Source organism: Amycolatopsis sp. NBC_01307, from assembly GCF_035975215.1.
Taxonomy (GTDB): domain Bacteria; phylum Actinomycetota; class Actinomycetes; order Mycobacteriales; family Pseudonocardiaceae; genus Amycolatopsis.
Genome location: NZ_CP108403.1, coordinates 8,985,352 through 9,007,359 on the forward strand (window position 1 = coordinate 8,985,352; position 22,008 = coordinate 9,007,359).

At 69.4% G+C, this 22,008-nt stretch carries 21 protein-coding genes and 2 tRNA genes; 10 read left to right on the plus strand and 13 right to left on the minus strand.

Annotated features, from left to right (window positions below; genetic code table 11):
- The first annotated feature begins 30 nt into the window (after positions 1 to 30).
- The 8 genes from OG439_RS39910 to OG439_RS39945 all read left to right on the plus strand — a co-directional run bounded on the left by OG439_RS39910 (position 31) and on the right by OG439_RS39945 (position 8,680).
- Positions 31 to 660, plus strand: coding sequence for a dienelactone hydrolase family protein (locus OG439_RS39910; RefSeq protein WP_326945669.1), 630 nt, complete (start codon positions 31 to 33; stop codon positions 658 to 660).
- A gap of 85 nt (positions 661 to 745) precedes the next feature.
- Entirely contained in the window at positions 746 to 2,725 is a 1,980-nt protein-coding gene (locus tag OG439_RS39915) for an acetoacetate--CoA ligase (RefSeq protein ID WP_326945670.1), read from the plus strand.
- Positions 2,726 to 2,762: 37 nt separating this feature from the next.
- The gene (locus OG439_RS39920) at positions 2,763 to 4,478 is read left to right on the plus strand and encodes a phosphatidylglycerol lysyltransferase domain-containing protein (RefSeq protein WP_326945671.1); all 1,716 of its coding nucleotides are present in this window, start codon (positions 2,763 to 2,765) and stop codon (positions 4,476 to 4,478) included.
- 66 nt (positions 4,479 to 4,544) lie between these two features.
- Positions 4,545 to 4,634: transfer RNA gene (locus tag OG439_RS39925), tRNA-Ser, on the plus strand.
- Positions 4,635 to 4,675: 41 nt separating this feature from the next.
- Positions 4,676 to 4,749: transfer RNA gene (locus OG439_RS39930), tRNA-Arg, on the plus strand.
- A gap of 428 nt (positions 4,750 to 5,177) precedes the next feature.
- Entirely contained in the window at positions 5,178 to 6,830 is a 1,653-nt protein-coding gene (locus OG439_RS39935; protein WP_326945672.1) for a glycosyl hydrolase family 18 protein, read from the plus strand.
- Positions 6,827 to 8,182: a cellulose binding domain-containing protein gene (locus OG439_RS39940; protein WP_247060034.1), complete on the plus strand. Its 1,356-nt coding sequence runs from the start codon at positions 6,827 to 6,829 to the stop codon at positions 8,180 to 8,182. The genes OG439_RS39935 and OG439_RS39940 overlap by 4 nt, the downstream gene beginning before the upstream one ends.
- Positions 8,183 to 8,296: 114 nt before the next feature.
- The gene (locus OG439_RS39945) at positions 8,297 to 8,680 is read left to right on the plus strand and encodes a VOC family protein (RefSeq protein ID WP_247060037.1); all 384 of its coding nucleotides are present in this window, start codon (positions 8,297 to 8,299) and stop codon (positions 8,678 to 8,680) included.
- On the opposite strand, the gene OG439_RS39950 is transcribed toward OG439_RS39945, so the two are convergent.
- The gene (locus tag OG439_RS39950; RefSeq protein WP_326945673.1) at positions 8,667 to 9,995 is read right to left on the minus strand and encodes an aspartate aminotransferase family protein; all 1,329 of its coding nucleotides are present in this window, start codon (positions 9,993 to 9,995) and stop codon (positions 8,667 to 8,669) included. The genes OG439_RS39945 and OG439_RS39950 overlap by 14 nt on opposite strands.
- Positions 9,996 to 10,082: 87 nt before the next feature.
- Between OG439_RS39950 and OG439_RS39955 the strand changes: the two genes are divergently transcribed.
- Entirely contained in the window at positions 10,083 to 10,994 is a 912-nt protein-coding gene (locus OG439_RS39955) for a LysR family transcriptional regulator (RefSeq protein ID WP_326945674.1), read from the plus strand.
- Positions 10,995 to 10,998: 4 nt separating this feature from the next.
- Positions 10,999 to 13,149, plus strand: coding sequence for a carbamoyltransferase HypF (hypF, locus tag OG439_RS39960; protein WP_326945675.1), 2,151 nt, complete (start codon positions 10,999 to 11,001; stop codon positions 13,147 to 13,149).
- Here the strand turns inward: hypF and hypB are convergent.
- From hypB to OG439_RS40015, 12 genes are read right to left on the minus strand one after another with little or no spacing between them, the layout of a single operon-like run.
- Positions 13,106 to 13,804: a hydrogenase nickel incorporation protein HypB gene (hypB, locus tag OG439_RS39965; protein ID WP_326945676.1), complete on the minus strand. Its 699-nt coding sequence runs from the start codon at positions 13,802 to 13,804 to the stop codon at positions 13,106 to 13,108. The genes hypF and hypB overlap by 44 nt on opposite strands.
- 1 nt (position 13,805) lies before the next feature.
- A complete protein-coding gene (locus OG439_RS39970; RefSeq protein WP_326945677.1) occupies positions 13,806 to 14,135 on the minus strand; it encodes a hydrogenase maturation nickel metallochaperone HypA/HybF in 330 nt (109 codons plus the stop codon).
- Positions 14,136 to 15,212: a hydrogenase expression/formation protein HypE gene (hypE, locus tag OG439_RS39975; RefSeq protein WP_326951736.1), complete on the minus strand. Its 1,077-nt coding sequence runs from the start codon at positions 15,210 to 15,212 to the stop codon at positions 14,136 to 14,138.
- A gap of 25 nt (positions 15,213 to 15,237) precedes the next feature.
- Positions 15,238 to 16,374, minus strand: a complete 1,137-nt coding sequence (hypD, locus tag OG439_RS39980; RefSeq protein ID WP_326945678.1) for a hydrogenase formation protein HypD — start codon at positions 16,372 to 16,374, stop codon at positions 15,238 to 15,240.
- Between the two features lie 8 nt (positions 16,375 to 16,382).
- Positions 16,383 to 16,655 (minus strand): HypC/HybG/HupF family hydrogenase formation chaperone, encoded by a 273-nt coding sequence (locus OG439_RS39985; RefSeq protein WP_323329030.1) that lies wholly within the window; start codon positions 16,653 to 16,655, stop codon positions 16,383 to 16,385.
- Between the two features lie 4 nt (positions 16,656 to 16,659).
- Complete coding sequence (locus OG439_RS50480; protein ID WP_442792247.1) at positions 16,660 to 16,764, minus strand: DUF6893 family small protein; 105 nt, start codon at positions 16,762 to 16,764, stop codon at positions 16,660 to 16,662.
- A 3-nt stretch (positions 16,765 to 16,767) separates the two neighbouring features.
- Positions 16,768 to 17,280: a hydrogenase maturation protease gene (locus tag OG439_RS39990; RefSeq protein WP_326945679.1), complete on the minus strand. Its 513-nt coding sequence runs from the start codon at positions 17,278 to 17,280 to the stop codon at positions 16,768 to 16,770.
- Positions 17,277 to 18,452, minus strand: coding sequence for a hypothetical protein (locus OG439_RS39995; protein WP_326945680.1), 1,176 nt, complete (start codon positions 18,450 to 18,452; stop codon positions 17,277 to 17,279). Before OG439_RS39995 ends, OG439_RS39990 begins: the two co-directional genes overlap by 4 nt.
- Positions 18,449 to 19,078: a DUF6084 family protein gene (locus OG439_RS40000; RefSeq protein WP_326945681.1), complete on the minus strand. Its 630-nt coding sequence runs from the start codon at positions 19,076 to 19,078 to the stop codon at positions 18,449 to 18,451. The genes OG439_RS39995 and OG439_RS40000 overlap by 4 nt, the downstream gene beginning before the upstream one ends.
- Positions 19,071 to 19,688, minus strand: coding sequence for a DUF5947 family protein (locus OG439_RS40005; protein WP_326945682.1), 618 nt, complete (start codon positions 19,686 to 19,688; stop codon positions 19,071 to 19,073). The genes OG439_RS40000 and OG439_RS40005 overlap by 8 nt, the downstream gene beginning before the upstream one ends.
- Positions 19,685 to 20,218 (minus strand): NifU family protein, encoded by a 534-nt coding sequence (locus tag OG439_RS40010; RefSeq protein ID WP_326945683.1) that lies wholly within the window; start codon positions 20,216 to 20,218, stop codon positions 19,685 to 19,687. The genes OG439_RS40005 and OG439_RS40010 overlap by 4 nt, the downstream gene beginning before the upstream one ends.
- Complete coding sequence (locus OG439_RS40015) at positions 20,218 to 22,002, minus strand: nickel-dependent hydrogenase large subunit (protein ID WP_326945684.1); 1,785 nt, start codon at positions 22,000 to 22,002, stop codon at positions 20,218 to 20,220. Before OG439_RS40015 ends, OG439_RS40010 begins: the two co-directional genes overlap by 1 nt.
- Between the last annotated feature and the right edge of the window lie 6 nt (positions 22,003 to 22,008).

A 22,008-nucleotide genomic window follows, 5' to 3' on the forward strand; every position in this document is an offset into this window, starting at 1 on the left:
CTGTTCACCCCGAGGTGATTGAGTTACGCAATGACGTCGACCAGCACCGTGGACTACCAGCGCACCGACGGCCCCAGCCGCCGCCTCACCTTCGCGGAACCCGAAGGCGCGCTACGCGGCGGCCTGGTCGTGCTGCACGAAGCGGACGGCGTCACCGACGGCGTGAAGCTGCTGCTGGCCAGCCTGGCCACGGAGGGCTGGCTGACCGTCACGCCGCACCTCGACGGGCAGCCCCTCACCCAGCAGGACCTGCTCGACGCGACGGACATCACACTCGCCTGGCTCGTCGAACGCGGCGTCCAGGGCGACCTCCTCGGCGTGATGGGCTTCGACCTCGGCGGCACGGCGGCGCTCGTCGTCGCCTCGCACCGGAAGCTGGGCGCCGCGGTCAGCGTCGGCGGCCAGCAGGCCGTGGAGCTGCCCGCGCTGGTCGAGATCGCCGGCAAGCTCACCAGCCCGTGGCTCGGCATGTACGGCGACTCCGGCGACGAGGCGGGCGGCGCGGAGGTCGAGCGCCTGCGTGACGCGGCCGCGTCGGCGAAGGTCGCCACCAACGTCGTCCACTACCCGGGCGCCAACCACCGCTTCGACGCCGACCCCGGCGCCGCCGCGGAGGCCTGGCAGCGCACGCTCAACTGGTTCGACGCCCACCTGCGGTAGGTGTGGGCCGGCACCACCCCTGGTGTCCGTCCCATGTCGGTTCCGACCACGGTGACTTCCTGATCAGAGGGATTAGGCTCGGGGCGTGACGCACACCGCCGACGCTCCCGAAGTCCTGTGGCGCCCCGAGCCGGGCCACGTTGCCGACACCAAGATCGAGGCGTTCCGCCGGTGGCTGGGCGCCGAACGCGGCGTCGAGGTGGACGACTACCAGTCGCTCTGGGAGTTCTCCGTCGAGCGCGGACCGGACTTCTGGGCCGCGGTCGCGGACTTCCTCGGCGTCCGCTGGCACGACCAGCCGGGTGAGGTGCTCTCCGGCGGGATGCCGGACGCCGTCTGGTTCGCGGGCGGCACGCTGAACTACGCCGAGCACGCGCTCACCCCCGGCGTCGCCGGCGCCGCGAAGGGCGACGAAGAGACCGCGGTGATCTTCCACCGCGAAGACGGCTTCGCGGATCAGCTGACGTACGGCGACCTTCGCGCGCAGGTCGCCGCGGCGCGGGCGGCGTTCGTCGAACTGGGTGTCGGCAAGGGCGACCGCGTCGTCGCGCTGGCGCCGAACTGCCCGCAGACGCTGGTCGCGTTCCTCGCCGCGGCGAGCATCGGCGCGATCTGGTCGTCGTGCTCGCCCGACTTCGGCGTCCGCGCCGTCGCGGACCGGTTCGTGCAGATCGAGCCGAAGCTGTTCTTCGCCGTCAACGCCTACGCGTACGGCGGCCGTCAGTTCGACATCCGCACCACGGTGGCCGATCTGCGGGAGAAGCTGCCTTCGCTGGCCGCGACCGTACTCGTCGAGTACGTCGGTGACGGCCGGCTGGAAGGCACGCACGACTGGGCCGAGCTGCTCGCGAAGCACGAGGGCGCGCCGCTGGTGTTCGAGCCGGTCGAGTTCGCGCACCCGCTGTGGGTGCTCTACTCCTCGGGCACCACCGGCCTGCCGAAGGGCATCGTCCACGGCCACGGCGGCATCACGCTGGAGCACCTCAAGGCCCTCGCCCTGCAGACCGACCTCGGCCCCGGCGACCGGTTCTTCTGGTTCAGCACCACCGGCTGGATGATGTGGAACTTCCTCGTCTCCGGCCTGCTCGTCGGCACGACGATCGTGCTCTACGACGGCAACCCCGGCTACCCGGACCTCAACGCGCTCTGGCACCTGGCCGAGCAGCACCGCGTCACGTACTTCGGCACGTCGGCGCCGTTCATCCAGAGCTGCCTGAAGGCCGGCGTCAAGCCCGCCGAGCGTTACGACCTCACGGCGTTGCGCGCGCTCGGCTCCACCGGCGCGCCGCTGAGCGTCGAGGGCTTCCGGTGGATCGTGAACGAGGTCGGCGGGCGGGTGCAGATCTGCTCGGTCTCCGGCGGCACCGACCTGTGCGCGGCGTTCGTCGCGTCGGCGCCCGACGTCCCGGTGTGGCTGGGGGAGCTGTCCTGCCCGGCGCTCGGGGCCGCGGTCAACGCCTTCGACGAGGCCGGCAACGCCGTCGTCGAAGAGGTCGGCGAGCTGGTCATCACCAAGCCGATGCCGTCGATGCCGGTGTTCTTCTGGAACGACCCGGACGGCTCGCGGCTGCGTGAGGCGTACTTCGAGATGTACCCGGGGCTGTGGCGCCACGGCGACTGGATCCGGATCACCAACCGCGGCTCGGCGGTCATCTACGGCCGCAGCGACTCGACGCTCAACCGCGGCGGCGTCCGGATGGGCACGGCGGAGTTCTACCGGGTCGTCGAGGGCTACGACGAGATCGCGGACTCGCTGGTCGTGGACACCTCGGCGGCCGGCAACGAGGACGGCCAGCTGCTCTGCTTCGTCGTGCTCTCCAGCGGCGTCGAGATCGACGACATCGAGCCCACGCTGCGGAAAGAGCTCCGTAGCGCCTTGTCACCGCGCCATGTACCCGATCGGTTCGTAGTGGTTTCCGAGATACCTCGTACCTTGAACGGTAAGAAGTGTGAGGTACCGGTCAAGAAGATCCTCGCCGGTGTGGCCCCTGACCGGGCGGTCAGCCGCGACGCGCTGGCCAACCCGGCGGCGCTGGCGCCGTTCGTGGAGCTCGCCGGGGGGTAGATGGGGGAAGCATGATCGTCCACAACGGGTTGTACAGGTGGTGACGGGGACTCGCGCGCAGACCACCTGGCGGGTGGCGGGGGCCACTTCCGTGGGGGTGATCACCTGGGTGACCCGGTTGGCCGGACTGATGACGCTCGTCGCGGTCCTGGTCCCGGCCGGGCGCCGGAACCTGCGCGGGCACCTGTCGGAGTGGCTGGAGCTGCCGCAGGAGGCGACGGTCGCCGCGGCGACCGTCGCGCTGGTCACGGGGGTCCTGCTGGTGCTGCTCGCCGCCGGGCTGCGACGGCGCAAGCGGCGCGCGTGGCAGCTGGCGGTCGGCGCGACGGTGCTGCTCACGGTGTCGCACATCGGGCTCAAGCACGTCTTCGGCGCCGGCCTGGTGGCGGTGGTGCTGCTGGTCGGCCTGATCGCGACCAGGAAGTACTTCGTCGCGAAGCCGGATCCGGTGGTCGGGCGCTGGCGCGCGGTGCGGAGCTTCGTCGAGCTCGCGCTGGCCGGGTTCGTGCTCAACCTCATCCTGCTGTCGGTCGCTTCGCACGCGGTCCTGGAGCCGATGAGCTTCCCGGACCGGCTGGCGGAGTCGGCGCTGGCGCTGGTCGGCGTCAGCGGGCCGGCGGTGTTCCGCGGCATGTGGCTGGAGGACCTGACGGCGGCCGTCGGCCTGCTGTTCGGCATCGCGGCCGTCCTGGTGTCGGCGTACTTCCTGCTGCGCTCGGCCGAGCCTGCGCCGCGGCTGACCGACGACGAGGTCGACCGCCTGCGCAAGCTGCTCGACGAGCACGGCGAGCGTGACTCACTGGGCTACTTCGCGCTGCGTCGCGACAAGTTCGCGGTGTTCTCCCGCACGGGCAAGGCGGCGGTCACCTACCGCGTGATCGCCGGCGTCGCGCTCTGCTCGGCCGACCCGCTGGGCGACCACGAGGCGTGGCCGGGCGCGATCGAGGAGTACCTGGAGGTCTGCCGCACGGGCGGCTGGGTCCCGGCGGCGATGGGCGTCTCGGAGCTGGGCGCGACGGTCTGGGCCCGCTTCGGCCTGGAGGTCCTGGAGATCGGCGACGAGGCGGTCGTCGACGTCGACGGCTTCACGCTGGACGGCCGCGTCATGCGCGGCGTCCGCCAGGCGGCGGCCCGCACGAAGCGCGCGGGCTACAAGGTCCTGGTCCGGCGCACGGAAGACCTGCGCCCCGGCGAGCTGGCCGAGCTGGAGGTGCTGGCCGCCAACTGGCGCGGCACGGACACCGAGCGCGGCTTCTCGATGGCGCTGGGTCGCATGGGCGACCGGGGATCGGTCCTGGTGACGGCCGAGCAGGGCGGCCGGGTGCGCGGCGTCCTCCAGTTCGTCCCGTGGGGACCGACGGGCCTGTCGCTGGACGTCATGCGCCGCGACCGCACGGCCGACAACGGCGTCAACGAGCTGATGATCTCGGAACTGCTGCTGTCGGCGGCCCGCCACGGCGTCGGCCAGGTGTCGCTGAACTTCGCGGCGTTCCGGGCGTTGATGGAGCAGGGCCAGCGCATCGGCGCCGGCCCGGTCGCCAAGACGGCGGCGAAGGTGCTGCACTTCTTCTCGCGCTGGATCCAGATCGAGACGCTCTACAAGTTCAACGCCAAGTTCCAGCCGCGCTGGGTCCCGCGCTATCTGGTCTACCCGGGCGTGCGCGAACTCCCGCGCGTCGGCATCGCGACGTTCGAGGCGGAAGGCCTCGGCGGACGATCTCCACGCCTGCTCAGGCTGCTGCGCCGGGCGTGACGGGGGGTGGTTACCGAGGGGGTTCGGGGGGTGTGTAACCTATCTGAGCAGTGGTCGTTGGGCCCAGGAGGCTTCGCCTAGTCTGGTCTATGGCGCCGCACTGCTAATGCGGTTGGGGGTAACCCCCCCTCCCGGGTTCAAATCCCGGAGCCTCCGCTGGTACTCGGTTCGCCGGGTGCTAGGTTACAACTGAACACGCGCCCGTAGCTCAGCTGGATAGAGCATCTGACTACGGATCAGAAGGTCAGGGGTTCGAATCCCTTCGGGCGCACGTCTGGTTGAGACAGCACTAGAGCCCCCTCGCAAGAGGGGGCTCTTTTGTGTGTCCGTGCACTTCGATGGTTCACCCGCCGCCGCAGCGCACCGGGTTTTCTTCTTGTCCCGCAGTGGGGAAGTCGTGTCGCGAGCGCGTGCCCGGGTTCGGAATCGATCCCGAGTGGCGTGGCCCGTGCGTGCGGATGTCGATGGTGCGAAAGCTGCTTTGCGTAACTGGACTGGACCACCGAACCGGCAACGCCGATCACAGGTTTAAGCCGTTCAGCCGCCCTTCGGCACTCTCCGTACTCGTGCTTCCCTAATTGGTCTGGACCACGTACCGTCTTCGCAAACGGCACAAAAACACCAACTGGACCCCGTCGGTGGTGTTCGTGAACGCCGTGCCCGGAACGTCGCACAAAGCACCTGCGTCAAGGGAGACGAATGTCCAGAAAGAGATGGCACCTCCTCGGTCTGTTCACCGCGGTCGGCGCGATCGCGGTCGGCCTGGTCACCGTGCCGGCCAGCGCGGCCGGCGGTGTCGGCGCCAGTTTCACCAAGGGCTCCGACTGGAGCACCGGCTACGAAGGCAAGTACACGATCGCCAACGGCTCCGGCTCGACGCTGGCCGCGTGGACGGTCGAGTTCGACCTCCCGTCCGGCGCGAAGATCGCGTCGCTCTGGGACGGCAGCTACACCGCGGCCGGCCAGCACGTCACCGTCAAGAACACCTGGAACGGCAACGTCGGCAACGGCGCGAGCGTCAGCTTCGGCTTCAACGTCAGCTACTCCGGCACCTACTCGGCGCCGGCGAACTGCAAGCTGAACGGCGGCTCCTGTGACGCCGGCGGTGGCACCCCGACCACCACGCCGACGACCCCGACGCAGCCGACCACGACGCCGACCACGCCGACCACGCCGCCGACGACGACCCCGCCGACGACGACCCCGCCGACGACGACCACGCCGCCTCCGCCCGGTGGCCTGAAGAACGTCGGCTACTTCGTGCAGTGGGGCGTCTACGGGCGCAACTACCACGTCAAGAACATCGAGACCTCGGGTTCGGCGAGCAAGCTGACCCACATCAACTACTCGTTCGGCAACGTCAAGAACGGCCAGTGCACGGCCAACGACGACCCGTACGCCGACTACCAGAAGACCTACGACGCCGCGGGCAGTGTCGACGGCGTCGCCGACACCTGGGACCAGCCGGTGGCCGGCAACTTCAACCAGCTGCGCAAGCTGAAGAAGCTGCACCCCGGGCTCAAGGTGATCTGGTCGTTCGGCGGCTGGACGTACTCCGGTGGCTTCGGCCAGGCCGCGCAGAACGCCGCCGCGTTCGCGCAGTCCTGCTACAACCTGCTGAAGGACCCGCGCTGGGCCGACATCTGGGACGGCATCGACATCGACTGGGAGTACCCCAACGCCTGCGGCCTGAGCTGTGACACCAGTGGTGCCGCGGCCTACAAGAACCTGCTGTCCGCGCTGCGGTCGAAGTTCGGCTCGTCGTTCCTGGTCACCTCGGCCATCTCGGCGGACGGCAGCAACGGCGGCAAGCTCGACGTCGCCGACTACGCCGGTGCCGCGGCGTCCGTCGACTGGTTCAACGTCATGACCTACGACTACTTCGGCGCCTGGGCGCCGCAGGGTCCGACGGCGCCGCACTCGCCGCTCACCAACTTCACGGGCATCCCGACGCCGGGCTTCTACTCCGACGCCGCGATCCAGAAGCTGAAGAGCAAGGGCGTCCCGTCGAGCAAGCTGTTGCTGGGCATCGGGTTCTACGGCCGCGGCTGGACCGGCGTCACGCAGAGCACCCCGGGTGGCACCGCGACCGGCGCCGCGCCCGGCACGTACGAGGCGGGCATCGAGGACTACAAGGTCCTGAAGAACAGCTGCCCGTCGACCGGCACGTTCGCCGGCACCGCGTACGCCAAGTGCGGCAGCAACTGGTGGAGCTACGACACCCCGGCGACCATCGGCGGCAAGATGTCCTACGCCAAGCAGCAGGGCCTCGGCGGCGCCTTCTTCTGGGAGCTGACCGGTGACACCGGCAACGGCGAGCTGATCACCGCCATGAAGAACGGCCTCTCGTGAGAAGCCGCTGGTTGTCCGCACTCGGGCTGGCGGCCGCGGCCGCCACGGTCGGTGCCGTGTTCGTGATCGCTCCGGCGAACGCGGCGGGCGGCGTGAGCGCGACCTTCGCGAAGGGCTCCGACTGGGGCACCGGCTACGAGGGCAAGTACACGATCGCCAACGGCTCGGGCTCGACGTTGCCGACCTGGACGGTGGAGTTCGACCTGCCGGGCGGCGCGAAGATCGCGTCGCTCTGGGACGGCAGCTACACGGCGGCCGGCCAGCACGTCACGGTCAAGAACACGTGGAACGGCAACGTCGGCAACGGCGGTAGCGCGAGCTTCGGGTTCAACGTGACGTACTCGGGCGCGTACTCCGCTCCGGCGAACTGCAAGCTCAACGGCGGCGCGTGCACGGCCGGGGGCACCACCCCGACGACCACGCCCACCACCCCGCCCACGACGACACCGCCGCCGACCACCACGCCCCCGAACCAGCCGGGTGGCCGCGGCGCGCCGTACCTCTACATGGGCTGGGGCAACCCGCCGAACCCGCAGACGGTGATGAACGCGACCGGCGTCAAGTGGTTCACCATGGCGTTCGTCAACGCCTCCGGTGGCTGCAACCCGGCGTGGGACAGCAGCCGTCCGCTGAGCGGCAGCGCGGACGCCACCGCGATCGCGCAGATCAAGGCGGCGGGTGGCCAGGTCGTGCCGTCGTTCGGCGGCTGGAGCGGCAACAAGCTCGGCCCGAACTGCTCGACGCCGGCCGCGCTGGCCGGCGCCTACCAGCAGGTCATCAACGCGTACGGCCTCAAGGCGATCGACATCGACATCGAGAACTCCGACGAGTTCGAGAACGAGGCCGTGCAGGACCGCATCCTGAACGCGCTGAAGATCGTGAAGCAGAACAACCCCGGGATCCAGACGATCCTGACCTTCGGCACCTCGACGACCGGCCCGAACTACTACGGCAACCGGCTCATCGACCAGTCGAAGGCGCTGGGCGCCGGGGTCGACATCTACACGATCATGCCGTTCGACTTCGGCGGCGGCGCCAACATGTACGCCAGCACGACCGGCGCGGCGAACGGCTTGCGGGACAAGCTGAAGTCGACGTTCGGGTGGAACGACGCCACGGCGTACAACCACCTCGGCATCTCGGGCATGAACGGCCTGTCCGACCAGCAGGAGCTGACCGATCTTTCGACGTGGACCCAGATCACGAACTGGGCCAAGACGAACAAGATCGGCCGCCTGGCGTTCTGGTCGGTCAACCGCGACCGCGGTTGCCCCGGTGGCGGTGTGCAGGCGGCGTGCAGCGGCATCGCGCAGAACGACTGGGACTTCACCAGGGTGACGGCGGGCTTCTGACGCTGTCCTGAAAGAGGCCTCCTTGCCGGCTCCCCGGGCCGGCAAGGAGGCCTTTCTCATACCGCGTCCTATACCGGGCGGATCCTGTCCGGTATCGGTCCTAACGTCGTCGGCATGACCACACAGATCGCCTCGCTGCGCATCATCACCGACGACGTCGCCCGGCTCGTCGGCTTCTACGAGCACGTCACCGGCCTGCCGGCCACCTGGGCCACGCCCGACTTCGCCGAGGTCGCGACGCCGGCGTTCACCCTCGCCATCGGCAGCACGCGGACGGTCGGGATCTTCAGCCCGGGCTCGGCGCGGCCGGCCGACAACCACAGCGCGATCATCGAGTTCCTCGTCGACGACGTCGACGCCGAGTACGCCCGGCTCAAGCAGGGCGAGATCGAGTTCGTCACCGAGCCCACGACGATGCCCTGGGGCAACCGGTCGCTGCTCCTCCGCGACCCGGACGGCACGCTGGTCAACCTCTTCAGGCCGGTCAAAGCGTCTTGACGGCGTCTCCGATCGCCTCGTCGAGGATGGCCAGGCCGAGGGAGATCTCCTCTTCGGACGCCGTCAGCGGCGGGGCGATCCGGAACACCCCGCCCATGCCGGGCAGCTGCACGATGTTCATGTGCAGCCCCAGTTCGAGGCAGCGGCTGGTGACGCGCGCGCCCAGTTCGTCCGAGCTGCGCTTGGTTTCGCGGTCCACGACCAGTTCCAGCCCGGCCAGCAGCCCGCGGCCACGGATGTCGCCGACGACCTCGTGCCGGTGCGCGATGCGCTCGAGGCCGTGCCGGAGCAGGCCGCCCAGCTGCAGCGCGCGCTCGTCGAGGCGGTCGCGGGTCAGGACGTCGAGCACGGTGTTGCCGACGGCGGCGGGCAGCGGGTCGGCGACGTGCGTGGTGAAGAACAGGAACCCGCGGTCGTGCGCCTCCTGCTCGATCTCGGCGCTGGTCAGCACCGCGGCCAGCGGCAGGCCGGCGCCGAGCGTCTTGGAGAGCGTGAGGATGTCGGGGACGACGCCGTCGCGCTCGAAGGCGTACCAGTTGCCGGTGCGGCAGAGGCCGGTCTGGGCCTCGTCGACGATCAGCAGCATGCCGCGCTCGCGGCACTTTTCCCGCAGCGCGGCGAAGTAGCCCGGCGGTGGCTCGATGATGCCGCCGGAGCTGAGGATCGGCTCGACGAGGCACGCGGCCAGGCTGCCGACCGACTGCGCGTCGATCATCTCGAAGCCGAAGTCGAGCTGCCGCCGCCAGTCCAGTTCGCCGTCGGTGCCGGTGAAGTCCGGCCGGTAGCGGTTGGGCGCCGGGATGGCGAAGTTGCCGGGCGCGGCCGGGCCGTACCCCTTGCGGCCGGCGCTGTAGGTGGCGCTCGCCGCGGCCTGCGTCATGCCGTGCCACGACCGGGCGAACGAGACGATCTCGTGCTTGCCGGTGACGAGCTTGGCCAGCCGGATCGCGGCCTCGTTGGACTCGGCCCCGGTCGTCAGGAGGAGGGCCTTCTCCAGCGGCGCCGGGAGCGTCTCGGCGAGGCGGCGCGCGAGGTCGACGACCGGGCGGCTCAGCATGCCGCTGAACAGGTGGTCGAGCTTCCCGACCTGCCGCCGGACGGTGTCGACGATCTCCGGGTGCGAGTGCCCGAGGATCGCGCTCATCTGGCCGGAGGTGAAGTCGAGGATCCGGCGGCCGTCTTCGGTGAAGACGAAGCTGCCTTCGGCGTGGTCGATGATCTCGTGGGTGAAGGCGCCGCCGTAGCGGACCAGGTGCTTGTCGGCGTCGGCCCAGAAGGCGTCTGCGGAGGTGGTCTCGTAAGTCGGAGCAGCCATGCTCTCGACGGTAAGTCCGGTCCGAGCGTCACGTCCATCTCACAATTCCGGCTGTCCTGTTCGGCTCAGCCGAACAACAATGGGCTGATGTTGAACCCGTGGCGCCTGCGGCTGCTGAGCCGGCTCGACACCCTGGGCACGGTCCGCGCGGTCGCGCAGGACGCGAACCTCAGCGCGTCGAGCGTGTCGCAGCAGCTGGCCGTGCTCGAAGCGGAAACCCGCACCCAGCTGCTGGAACGCACCGGCCGCCGGGTCCGGCTGACGCCCGCGGGCCTGATGCTGGCGCGGCGCGCGCGGGCGATCCTCGACCACATGGACACGGTCGAGGCGGAGCTGCGCGGCCTCGGCGACGAGCCGGTCGGCCTGGTGCGGCTGGGCGCGTTCCAGAGCGCGATCCACACGATGGCGGTCCCGGCGGTGACTCGGCTCGCGGCGACGTACCCGCACCTGGACGTCGAGCTCCTGGAGCTGGAACCGCACGAGAGCATCCCCGCCCTGCGCGGCGGCGACGCGGACGTGATCATCACGACGACGGACTTCGTCGAGCTGCCCCTGGGCCCGGACCTGGACATCGTCCCGCTGGCCACCGACCCGATCGTGCTGGTGACGGCCTCGGGAGGCCCGCCCGTCTCCTTGGCGGCGTTCGCGGACGAGCCGTGGGCGCTGGACGTCCCGCAGTCGTACATGGCGAACCTGACGCTGCGCCTGTGCCGCGAGTCCGGTTTCGAGCCGCGGGTGGTGTGCCGCTTCGCCAACTACCTGATGACGCTGCAGCACGTCGAGGCCGGGCTCTCGATCGCCCTGCTCCCGGGCCTGGCGGTGGACCGGCGCTATCGGGTGGCGACGCGGGAGCTGACAACGCCGGTGAACCGCACGATCGTGGCGGCGGTGCGCCGCGGGTCGCCGCTGCGAGCGGCGGTGAACGTGGTGCTCGACGCCCTGCGGCAGCAGCCGGACCTCCCGGCGCTGGCCGAATGGTCCGGTGCAGGCGCAGACTGAGCGCGTGCGGGTGGCCGTCCGGGTGTTCGGGGTTGTGCAGGGGGTGGGGTTTCGGCCCTTCGTGCACCAGCTCGCCTCGCGGCTCGAGCTTTCCGGCTTTGTCGGAAACGACGTTTGCGGGGTTTTCGCCGAGGTCGAAGGGGAGGCCGTCGAGGCTTTTCTGGCGGCGCTCAAGGTCGAAGCGCCGCCACTTGCTGTTGTCGACGAGGTGCAGGTCCGGGAAATCGCGACGAAGGGTGACGTCGGGTTCGTCATCGTCGAGAGCCCGGGTGGGGGTGTTGCCGACACGCTGATCTCCGCCGACTCTGCCACCTGCGAAGACTGCCTGCGTGAGGTGGGGGATCCGGCTGATCGGCGCTACCGGTACCCGTTCATCAACTGCACCAACTGCGGACCCCGGTTCACCATTGTCACCGGGGTTCCCTACGACCGGCCGTTCACGACCATGGCCGGGTTCGAGATGTGCGCCGAGTGCAAGCGGGAGTACGAAGACCCCGGCGACCGGCGGTTTCACGCCCAGCCCGTCTGTTGTCCGGTTTGTGGGCCCATTTTGCGGTTCGAGCCCGGGGGCGGTGACGCGATCCAGAAAGCTGCCGCGGCACTGGCGCAAGGTGCCGTTCTGGCTGTGAAGGGGCTTGGGGGTTATCACCTCGCTGTCGGCGCTCGGCATGAAGAGGCGGCTCGGAAGCTGCGTGCGAGGAAACATCGGGAGGACAAGCCCTTTGCCGTGATGGTCGCCGATTTGGGGCAGGCCAGGGAACTCGCCGAGGTGAGCGAGGCCGCGGAAACGGCGTTGACTGGTCGGCAAAGGCCTATTGTCCTGCTGCCCAAGTGGGGGGAGCTGGCACAGGCTGTCGCGCCGGGGAATCGGCGGATCGGGGTCATGCTGCCCTATACCCCGCTGCACCATCTCCTGCTCCAAGAGACCGGGCCGATCGTGCTGACCAGCGCCAACGTCTCCGATGAGCCCATCGTCTACCGCGATGAAGAACTCAAGCGGCTGGACTCCATCGCCGACGCTGTGCTCACCCACGATCGCCCCATTCACATCCGGACCGACGACTCCGTGGTGCGGATCGTGCGCAACCGGGAGCAGCTGCAACGGCGTTCACGCGGTTATGCGCCCGAGCCGGTCACCCTGAAACGGCCCGCGAAGCAGCACCTCCTCGGCTGTGGCGCCGAACTCAAGAACACCTTCTGCCTCGCCAAGGGACGGCACGCTTTTCTCTCGCACCACATCGGCGACCTCGAGAACTACGAGACGCTCAAGTCCTTCACCGAAGGCATCACGCACTTCGAACGGCTCTTCGCCGTCGATCCGGTGCTCGTCGCGCACGACCTGCACCCCGAATACCTGTCCACGAAATACGCCCTCGAACAGGACGTCGAGCTGCTGGGCGTCCAGCACCACCACGCCCACATCGCTTCCTGCCTGGCCGACAACGGCGAAGACGGGCCCGTGCTCGGCGTCGCCTTCGACGGCACCGGGTACGGGCCCGACGGCACCATCTGGGGCGGGGAGTTCCTCCTCGCCGATCTGACGACCTACCAGCGGCTGACGCACCTGCAGCAAGTGGCGATGCCCGGTGGGGCGCAAGCCATCCGGCAGCCCTGGCGGATGGCCGCGTCCTATGTGGACACGCTCGGACGGCCGGCGCGAGAAGACGTCGTGAAGCTCATCCGCAGCGGCCTCAACTCACCGCTGACGTCCAGCGCGGGACGCCTTTTCGACGCGGCCGCCGCGTTGCTCGGCGTCCGGGACACCGTCAACTACGAGGGCCAGGCCGCCATCGAGCTGGAACAGCTGGCCGATCCGGCCGAAACGTCCGCCTACCGGGCGCGCATCGACGACGTCGTTCACGGTGAAGACCTCATCGCCGCTCTGCTGGACGATCCCGGCACCAAGGCGGTGAGGGCCGCGCGGTTCCACAACGGCGTCGCCGACGTCATCGCCCGGACCTGCGACCGGTTCCGCGAGCACAGCACCACCGTCGCGCTGTCCGGTGGGGTGTTCCAGAACGTCTTGCTGCTCGATCGGACCGTGGAACAGCTGGAACAGCTGGGCTTCCGCGTGCTGACCCACCGGCAGGTGCCGGCCAACGACGGCGGGATCAGCCTCGGCCAGGTCGCCGTAGCCAGTCGTACCACTCGGTGAGGCCGTCGCCGCGGGTGGCGCTGACCTGGAGAATCGACGCCGTCGGGTTCACCCGCCGCGTATCGCGCGTGAACTCGTCGACGTCGAAGTCGACGTACGGCAGCAGGTCGACCTTGTTCAGCAACACCAGGTCCGTCGCGGCGAACATGTGCGGGTACTTCAGCGGCTTGCCCGGCCCCTCGGTCACCGAGAGGATCACCACGCGCGCCGCCTCGCCGAGGTCGAACAACGCCGGGCAGACCAGGTTGCCGACGTTCTCGATGAACAGCATCGACCCCCGCGCGGGCGACAGCGAGTGCAGCGCCCGGTGCAGCATCGACGCGTCCAGGTGGCAGCCGGCGCCGGTGTTGATCTGGACGACCGGCGCGCCCGTGGCCTTGATGCGCTCGGCGTCGAGCAGCGTCTCCTGATCGCCTTCGACCACCGCGCACGGCGTGTCCAGGAAAGAGATGGTGCGCTCCAGCAGCGTCGTCTTCCCGGCGCCCGGCGAACTCATCAGGTTGATCGCGAAGACGTCCGACGCCTGCAGGTGCGTGCGGTTGTGGGCCGCGAGGTCGTCGTTCTTCGCCAGGATGTCCTGCTCCAGCACCACGGTGTGGCTCTGGTCGGTGAGCCGGACGTCAGTGGTGTCGGAACAGCCGCAGGTGTCGCACATTTCAGACCACCTCTACCGATGTGATGCGCAGTTCGCGCCCGGCCAGCACTTCGACGTTCGCGCTGGTGCACGGGCAGAGCAGGATGAAGTCGTCCAGGGTGAACTCGGCGCCGCAGTCGCGGCACCGCGCCCGCCCGGACGGCTCGTCGATCTCCAGCCGGGCGCCGTCGAGCGACGTCCCGCTGCACAGGACGTCGAAGCAGAAGCGGACGCTGTCCGGCACCACGCCGGACAGCCGCCCGATCTCCAGCCGCACGCCGGTCACCGTCGTGTCGCCCAGCTTGGCGACGATCGCGTCGACGACCGACTGCGTGATCGACATTTCGTGCATTCAGCAGATCCTCGGCAATGGGTCGCCGACCAGCAGGTCCACGATCCGGGTGCCGCCGAACGCGGTGTTCAGCAGCACCAGGCCCGGCGGGTCGTCGGCGACGCGCCCGATGATCGCCGCGTCCGCGCCCAGCGGGTGGGCGCGCAACGCGGCCAGCGCGTCCGACGCCTGGGCGCCGTCGACGACGACCACGATCCGGCCTTCGCACGCGACGTACAGCGGGTCGATGCCGAGCAGCTCGGACGCGCCGCGCACCTCGGTGCGGACCGGGACGGCCTTCTCGTCGACGACCACCGCGACATCCGCCGCCTTGGCGATCTCGTTGAGGATCGTCGCGACGCCGCCCCGGGTCGCGTCCCGCATCGCGCGCACGCCCGGGACCGCGGCCAACAGGCCGGCGACCAGGTCGTGCACCGGCGCGGTGTCGGACTCCAGGTCGGCGTCGATGTCGAGCTCGCCGCGGGCCAGCATGATCGTGACGCCGTGGTCGCCGATCGGCCCGGAGACGAGGACGGCGTCTCCGGGCCTCACGGTGGCCACCCCGAGGCCGGTGCGCGTGAGCACGCCGACCCCCGCTGTGTTGATGTAAACGCCGTCGGCCTTCCCGCGCTGGACGACCTTCGTGTCACCGGTGACGATCTGGACGTCGGCCGTGAGCGCCGCCGCCTTCATCGACTCGACGATCTTCAGCAGGTCCTCGACCGGGAAACCCTCTTCGAGGATGAACCCCGCGGTCAGGTACAGCGGCCGCGCGCCGGAGACGGCCAGGTCGTTCACCGTGCCGTTGATCGCCAGGTCACCGATGTTGCCGCCGGGGAAGAACAGCGGCGAGACGACGTACGAATCCGTCGTCAGGGCGAGGCGGGCGTCGCCGATGGCCAGCGTCGCCGCGTCTTCCAGGGGCTCCAGCAGCGGGTTGCGGAACGCGTCGAGGAAGACGGCCTCGATCAGCGTCTGCGTCGCCTTGCCGCCCGCGCCGTGCGACAGCGTGATGCGCTCCTCACGGACCTTCGCGCGCCGGCGGCGGGCGCGGTCGATCCGGTCGAGCACCTGCTGCTCGCGGTCGGACGTCGTCATCGGCACCGGGATCGTCGAGCGCCGCTCAGACGTGCTCATGCCGGCTCGCCTCCCGCACGCGCGTGCGGCTGAACCGCCCGAAGTTGTAGTACGCCGCGCAGGCGCCTTCCGGCGAGACCATGCACGTCCCGATCGGCGTCTCCGGCGTGCACGCGGTGCCGAACACCTTGCACTCCCACGGTTTCAGCACGCCCTTGAGCACCTCGCCGCACTGGCACGCCTTCGGGTCGGCGACGCGCAGGCCGGGGATCTCGAAGATCCGCTCGGCGTCGAAGGACGCGTACTTCTCGCGGACGGCCATCGCCGAGTGCGAGATGAACCCGAGGCCGCGCCACTCGAAGTACGGCCGCAGCTCCATGACCTCGTTGATCGCCTTCAGCGCGACCATGTTCCCGTTCCACGGCACGACCCGCGAGTACTGGTTCTCGACTTCCGACCGCTTCTCGGACAGCTGCACCATCAGCATGTAGATCGACTGCAGGATGTCCAGCGGCTCGAAGCCGGCGACGACCACGGGCTTGCCGTAGTCGCGCGCGATGAACTCGTACGGCCGGCAGCCGATCACCGTCGAGACGTGGCCCGGGCCGATGAAGCCGTCGAGCCGCAGGTCGGGGGAGTCGAGGATGGCCTTGATCGCCGGGATGATCGTGACGTGGTTGGCGAAGACCGAGAAGTTCCCGATGCCCTCGGCGGCCGCGCGCAGCAGCGTCATCGCGGTGGACGGCGTGGTCGTCTCGAAGCCGATGGCCATGAACACGACCCGCAGGTCCGGGTTCTGCCGGGCGATCTTCAGCGAGTCCAGCGGCGAGTACACCATCCGGATGTTGGTGCCCTCGGCGTTCGAGTCGAAGAAGTTCCCGCCGGACCCGGGCACGCGCATCATGTCGCCGAACGACGTCATGAGCACGCCGGGCTGCCGCGCGATGTGGATGGCGTCGTCGACGCGCCCCATCGGGATCACGCACACCGGACAGCCGGGCCCGTGCACCAGCGTGACGCTCTCGGGCAGGTAGTCCTCCAGGCCGTGCTTGTAGATGGTGTGCGTGTGCCCGCCGCAGACCTCCATGAACTTGTACTGGCGGCCCGGCTCGCACAGCGACGTGATCTTCGCGGACAGCGCCCGCGCCTTCTCCGCGTCGCGGAACTCGTCGACGAAACGCATGACGTCTCCTATTCGATCTGCGATTCCAGCAACGCGGCCATTTCGTCCTCGTACGCCTTGCCGATGCTTTCGAGGAAGTCCAGCGCGGCCGCGGCCTCCGCTTCGTCTATTTTGGACAGTGCGAAGCCGACGTGGATGAGGATCCAGTCGCCCGGCTTCGGCGGGTCGTCGTCGAGCAGGCCGATGTTGATGAGCCGCTTGACGCCGCTGACCGAGACTTTCGCGAGGTCCGGTCGATCCTCGCTGATCTCGATGATTTCGCCCGGAATCCCGAGGCACACGGCCTTACATCCGGCTCATCTCGAGGTACCGCCGGACGTCGGGCTCGACCAGCTTGACGACGACGGTCGCCCCGCCGATCAGCACGAGCAGCAACAACAGACGTTTCATGCGTCAGACCTCCGTGGTCTCCTTGGCGGGCGGCGTTTTGGCAGGCAGAGCCGGGCTGGTGCCCCAGGCGAGTTCGGTGACGGCGCGGACCGCGGCCGGAATAGCCCCTGTTACTTCGGGCGACAGCCCGATGCCCTCTTCGAGGCACGCGGGTTCGCAGCCGACGATCAGCACCCGCCCGGCGTCGCCGCCGAGCAGCCGCAAGAGCCGGAACACCGCTTCGGGCTGCATGCCGTGCGCGTCTATCGAGGCCGACGCCGCCAGGTCGTCGACGTCGGCTTCGATGAGCGAGAGCGTGCCGGGTGGCTTCCCGTGCGGGGTGGCGTCGAGCAGGATGGTCGTGTCGTAGCCGCCCAGCAGGTCGTAGGCCAGGTGCATGCCCGCGATGCCGTAGTCGGCGATCTGCACCCACTCCGGCAGTTCGGTGCCTTCCAGTTCCTTGATCACCTCGACGCCGAAACCATCGTCGCTCAGGAAGATGTTGCCGATGCCCGCCACCAGCACTCGTGGCCTCATTCCGCGACCTCCAATGGCTCGATCTCGTCGGGGGAGAAGTACCGGAACCGGCCGTGCGTGGTCTGCAGGTCGGCGGCCGGGTCGTCGTCGAGGGTGACGGCGACGTACCGCACACCGTCCACATCGGACAGCACGTTCCGGACCGTGGCGGTCAGCCCGGCGAGGAACATGTCCTGGGCGTCGGTCCCGCGCAGGTTCGGCCGCAGCCGCACCTTCGACCCGGCGGTGACGTCGACGCCCGCGACGGTCACCGTCTCGGGCTCGGGCTCCCTGGTGGCCGGCCGCACGGACCGGACCGCGCCGTGCAGCCGTTCGAGCAGCTCCGGCGGCATCGCGTCGACCCGGTCGACGATCGCCGCCGCGCGCGGGTCGGTGGCCCGGGCCTGGCGTTTCTCCTCGTCGGTCAGCGTCATCGTGCGCAGCGTGAGGATCTCGTCGATCTCGGTGCCGTCGAACAGGTCACCCGGGCTTTCCGGCGCGATCGCCGGGTCGTCGTAGAGGATGATCGGCGACGCCAGCACCACCGTGCTGCGCGACGTGTCGCCGATCAGCACCGGCCACAGCCGTTCCTGTCGGCAGGCTTCGACGGCGGGTTTCGCCCACTCCGGCGGGTCCAGCATCGACAGGAAGTGCCCGGTGTCGACGCCGAGCACGAGGTGGGCGGCGAGCAGCGCGTGCCGGAGAGCGTGCTCGCGGACGCCGTCGGAGGGCCACGACGTCGTGTTGCGCAGCTCGACGTGCAGCCGGGTGCCGCCGAACGGCCCGTCGAGCGGGTCGGCCCGGGCGGTGAGGGTTCCGGACAGCTCGTTCGAGCCCGGCACGTCGCCGGGCACCTGGAACGCCGTCTCGGCCGGGAGCTCCGAAAGCGGCAGCTCGAAGTCGATCTCCTGCTCGACGGCCTCGTCCCACGCGCTGTCGGGGTCGACCCGCGTCCGCGCCTGCAGGAACCGCAGCTTGACGTGCAGGATCGTGTGCGCGAGCGGCTCCAGCAGGCACTCGACGCGCGCCGACGCGTGCTCGCCGATGTCGGCCGAGGCGTACGACGGCGGCATCAGCACGCCCCACTGCCAGCGCACCTTGTTCTTCCCGGCCGACGCGCGGTACGGGTAGAGCAGGTAGCCTTCGTAGAGGACGGCGTCGCCGACCGCGCGGGCCTGTTCGAGGACGTTCACGGCTCACCGGCCAGCAGTCGTTCCATCGCCGCTTCCCAGGTCGGGATGGCGTGCCGCGCCTTGTACTTGAGCAGCGCGTCCACCGTCTCCTTGGGCAGCTTGATCCACGCGACGTTCGGGAAGTAGCGCTCGACCAGCTCGTCCCACACCTTCACCGGCATCCGGTACTCGGCCTGGGCGTGCCACGGCACCTGCTCCACCCAGAACCCGGCCCCGCCCTTGCCGAACACCGTGCCGCTGAACAGCAGCACCATCGGCACGACACCCTCGGTCAGCGCGTGGAAGTACTTGCCGGCCGCCACTTCCAGGTCGTAGGTGCACGGGACCTCGGCGTCGATCTCGGTGGCGCCGGTGAAGCCGGGCACCGCCACCGACACCGTCGTGAACTGGAACGGCTTCAGCGTCTCGCCCCACCGGGAGCGGTCGCCGAAGAGGTGGGTGAGCAGCTCGGACTCGTCGTCGGCGTAACGGCGCCGCTGCGGCTCGATGCGGATCTGGACGCGCAGCACCATCGCGTGGATCGGCTGCCCGGACAGCTCGCTGATCCGCAGCTTGAACGCCAGTGTCGGCGACGCCGCGTACTTCAGCGGCTGGACGTCGACGCAGTCGAAGGTCAGCTCAGCCATCCGCCACGACCTCACTGCGTTCCCGCAGACTCGCGAAGAAACCGTCGATGGCCTCGTGCGCCTCGGTGCCGCCGTCGAAGCCGCGCCACGTCGTCCGCACGATGCCGACCAGCTCGTAGCAGACGTCGATCGGCACCAGGAAACACTCGAAACCCAGGTCGAGCTGGTTCAGCAGCAACGCTTCGACGTCCTCGGCGACGTCGGCGAACGCCGGGGTGTCGGCCAGCAGCTCGTCCCAGGTGCCGAGCGGCAGGAGCGACTCGGTCGCCCCCGCCGGGCTCGGGTAGAACGCGACCGTCCGGTCCTGCACCGAGTTGCGGAACAGGAACGCCGTCTTCACCGGGATCCCCGCCGTCTCCCACAACGCGGCGCCGGGGGAGAACCGCGGCGCGTGCCGGAACCGCTGCGGCACCGCGCGGTGCCGCTTCCCGCCCGCGCCGCGGTGGGTGAAGAGCAGGTAGCAGCCCCGGCAAGAGCACATGATCGCCCGGGACTCCAGGTCGATGACGTGCCCGTGCTCCGCGCCGATCGGCTCGGCGCACAGCTCGCACCGCTCGCCGGGCGCCGTCCGCTGGACGGGGTTGCGGAACCTGCGCAGTCCGCCCGTCACACCGGCTCCGCGGGGACCGGGCACTCGAGCGCTTCCAGCGGCAGCAGCGGACGTCCGCCAGGGCCGGTCTGCTCGGGCACGACGCCGGCGACGTGGACGTCGGAGATCTCCGGCGCCGCCTCCCGCACCACCTTCTCGATGGCGTACTTCGCGGTGACGGTCGACGACGGGCAGCCGTCGCACGTGCCCTGCAGCTGCAGGCTGAGCACGCCGTCGGCGTCGATCCCGACCAGCTCGACGTCGCCGGCGTGCGAGCCGAGGTAGGGCCGGACCTTGTCGAGCGCCTCGGCGACCCGCTCGTGCGTGGTCTTCGGGTGCAGGTCGTGCAGGACGAGCAGGCCCCGGACGTGCTCGTCCTCGGCGAGCCGGTCCAGCAGGGGACGGTCGACGATCTCCACGATCCGTTCCAGCCCCGCGCCGTAGAACTCGAGCAGCGTGTGGACGAGGTCCTCGGCGACTTCGGCGTCCGGGCCGGAGAACTCGCCCAGCAGCCGCTCGATCCGCTCCCCGACCTGGCCGACGTCGGTCATCAGGCGATCTCCCCGCCGAACGCGTGCGGGGTGTGCAGCCGCTCGACGACCTTGCCCTTGCCGGTGTACATGTGCACGCCGCATGGCAGGCACGGGTCGAAGCTGCGGACCGCGCGCATGATGTCGATGCCCTTGAAGTTCTCCTGCGTGTTCTCCTCGAAGATCGGCGTGTTCTGCACGGCGTCCTCGTACGGTCCCGGCGTGCCGAAGCTGTCGCGGACGCTGCCGTTCCACGGCGTCGGCGGGTACGGGTGGTAGTTCGCGATCTTGCCGCCCTTGATCACCATGTGGTGCGACAGCACACCGCGCACCGCCTCGGTGAAGCCGCAGCTCACACCCTCGTCCGGGACCTTGAACGGCTCCCACGTCTTGGTGTTGCCCTTGCGGACCTCACCGAGGGCCTGCTCGGCGAAGTGCAGCGCCATCGCGGCCGAGTACGCCTGGAAGTACGTCCGGGCGCGGTTGCGCTCGAGCGCGTTGCTCCACTGCGGGATCTTCCACTCGAAGCTGACCGCGGGCTTGGTCGCCGTGCGCGGCAGGTCGATCGTCACGCTGTGCCCGGTCGACTTGACGTACGGCGTGTCGACGAGCCCGGCGAGCGCTGTCACCCACAGGCGCGCGATCGGGCCGCCGCCGGTGTCGAGGGCCAGGTGGTCCTTGCCGTCGAACCAGCGCGGCGACATCGTCCACGAGTACTTGCTGTCGAAGTCGCGCTTGGCCGGACGCGGGATGGTGTGCTGGTTCCACGGGTGGCGCTGGTCGACGGGGTTGCCGAGCGGGTCCTGCGTGACGAACATCGGCTGGTCGGCCCAGTCCTCGTAGAACGAGCTGCCGAGCAGGATCCGGATGCCGAGGTTGATGTCGAGCAGGCTGGTGGTGACGAGCTTGCCGTCGACGACGATCCCGGGCGTCACGTACATCTTCCGGCCCCAGGACTCCATGTTCTCGTAGCTGAAGTCGCAGTACTCCGGGTTGTTCAGGCTGCCCCAGCAGCCGAGCAGGACGCGGCGCCGGCCGACCTCTTCGTAGCCGGGGATGGCTTCGTAGAAGAAGTCGAACAGGTCGTCGTGCATCGGCAGGCAGCGCTTCATGAACTCGACGTAGCGCATCAGCCGGGTCAGGTAGTCGGTGAACAGCTGCACGGTGGCGACCGTGCCGACGCCGCCCGGGTACAACGTCGACGGGTGGACGTGTCTGCCCTCCATCAGGCAGAACATCTCGCGCGTGCTCCGGGAGACCTGCAACGCCTCGCGGTAGAACTCGCCCTCCAGCGGGTTCAGCGAGCGCATGATGTCGCCGATGGTCTTGAAGCCGTGGTCACGCGCGTGCGGCGCTTCGGTGCGGTTGGCCTGCTCCAGGACGCCGGGATTCGTCTCGGCGACCATCTTCTCGCAGTAGTCGACCCCGACCAGGTTCTCCTGGAAGATGTTGTGGTCGAACATGTACTCGGCGGCCTCGCCGAGGTTGAGGATCCACTCGCCAAGGTGCGGCGGGCGGACGCCGTAGGCCATGTTCTGCGCGTAGACCGAGCACGTCGCGTGGTTGTCGCCGCAGATCCCGCAGATCCGGCTGGTGATGAAGTGCGCGTCGCGCGGGTCCTTGCCCTTCATGAAGATGCTGTAGCCGCGGAAGACCGACGACGTGCTGTGGCACTCGACGACGCGCTTGGCCGCCCAGTCGATCTTCGTGTAGATCCCGAGGCTGCCGACGATCCGGGTGATCGGGTCCCACGCCATCTCGACGAGGTCGGTCCGGCCCTTGGTGCTGATGCCCTTGTCCGTCATCTGCCG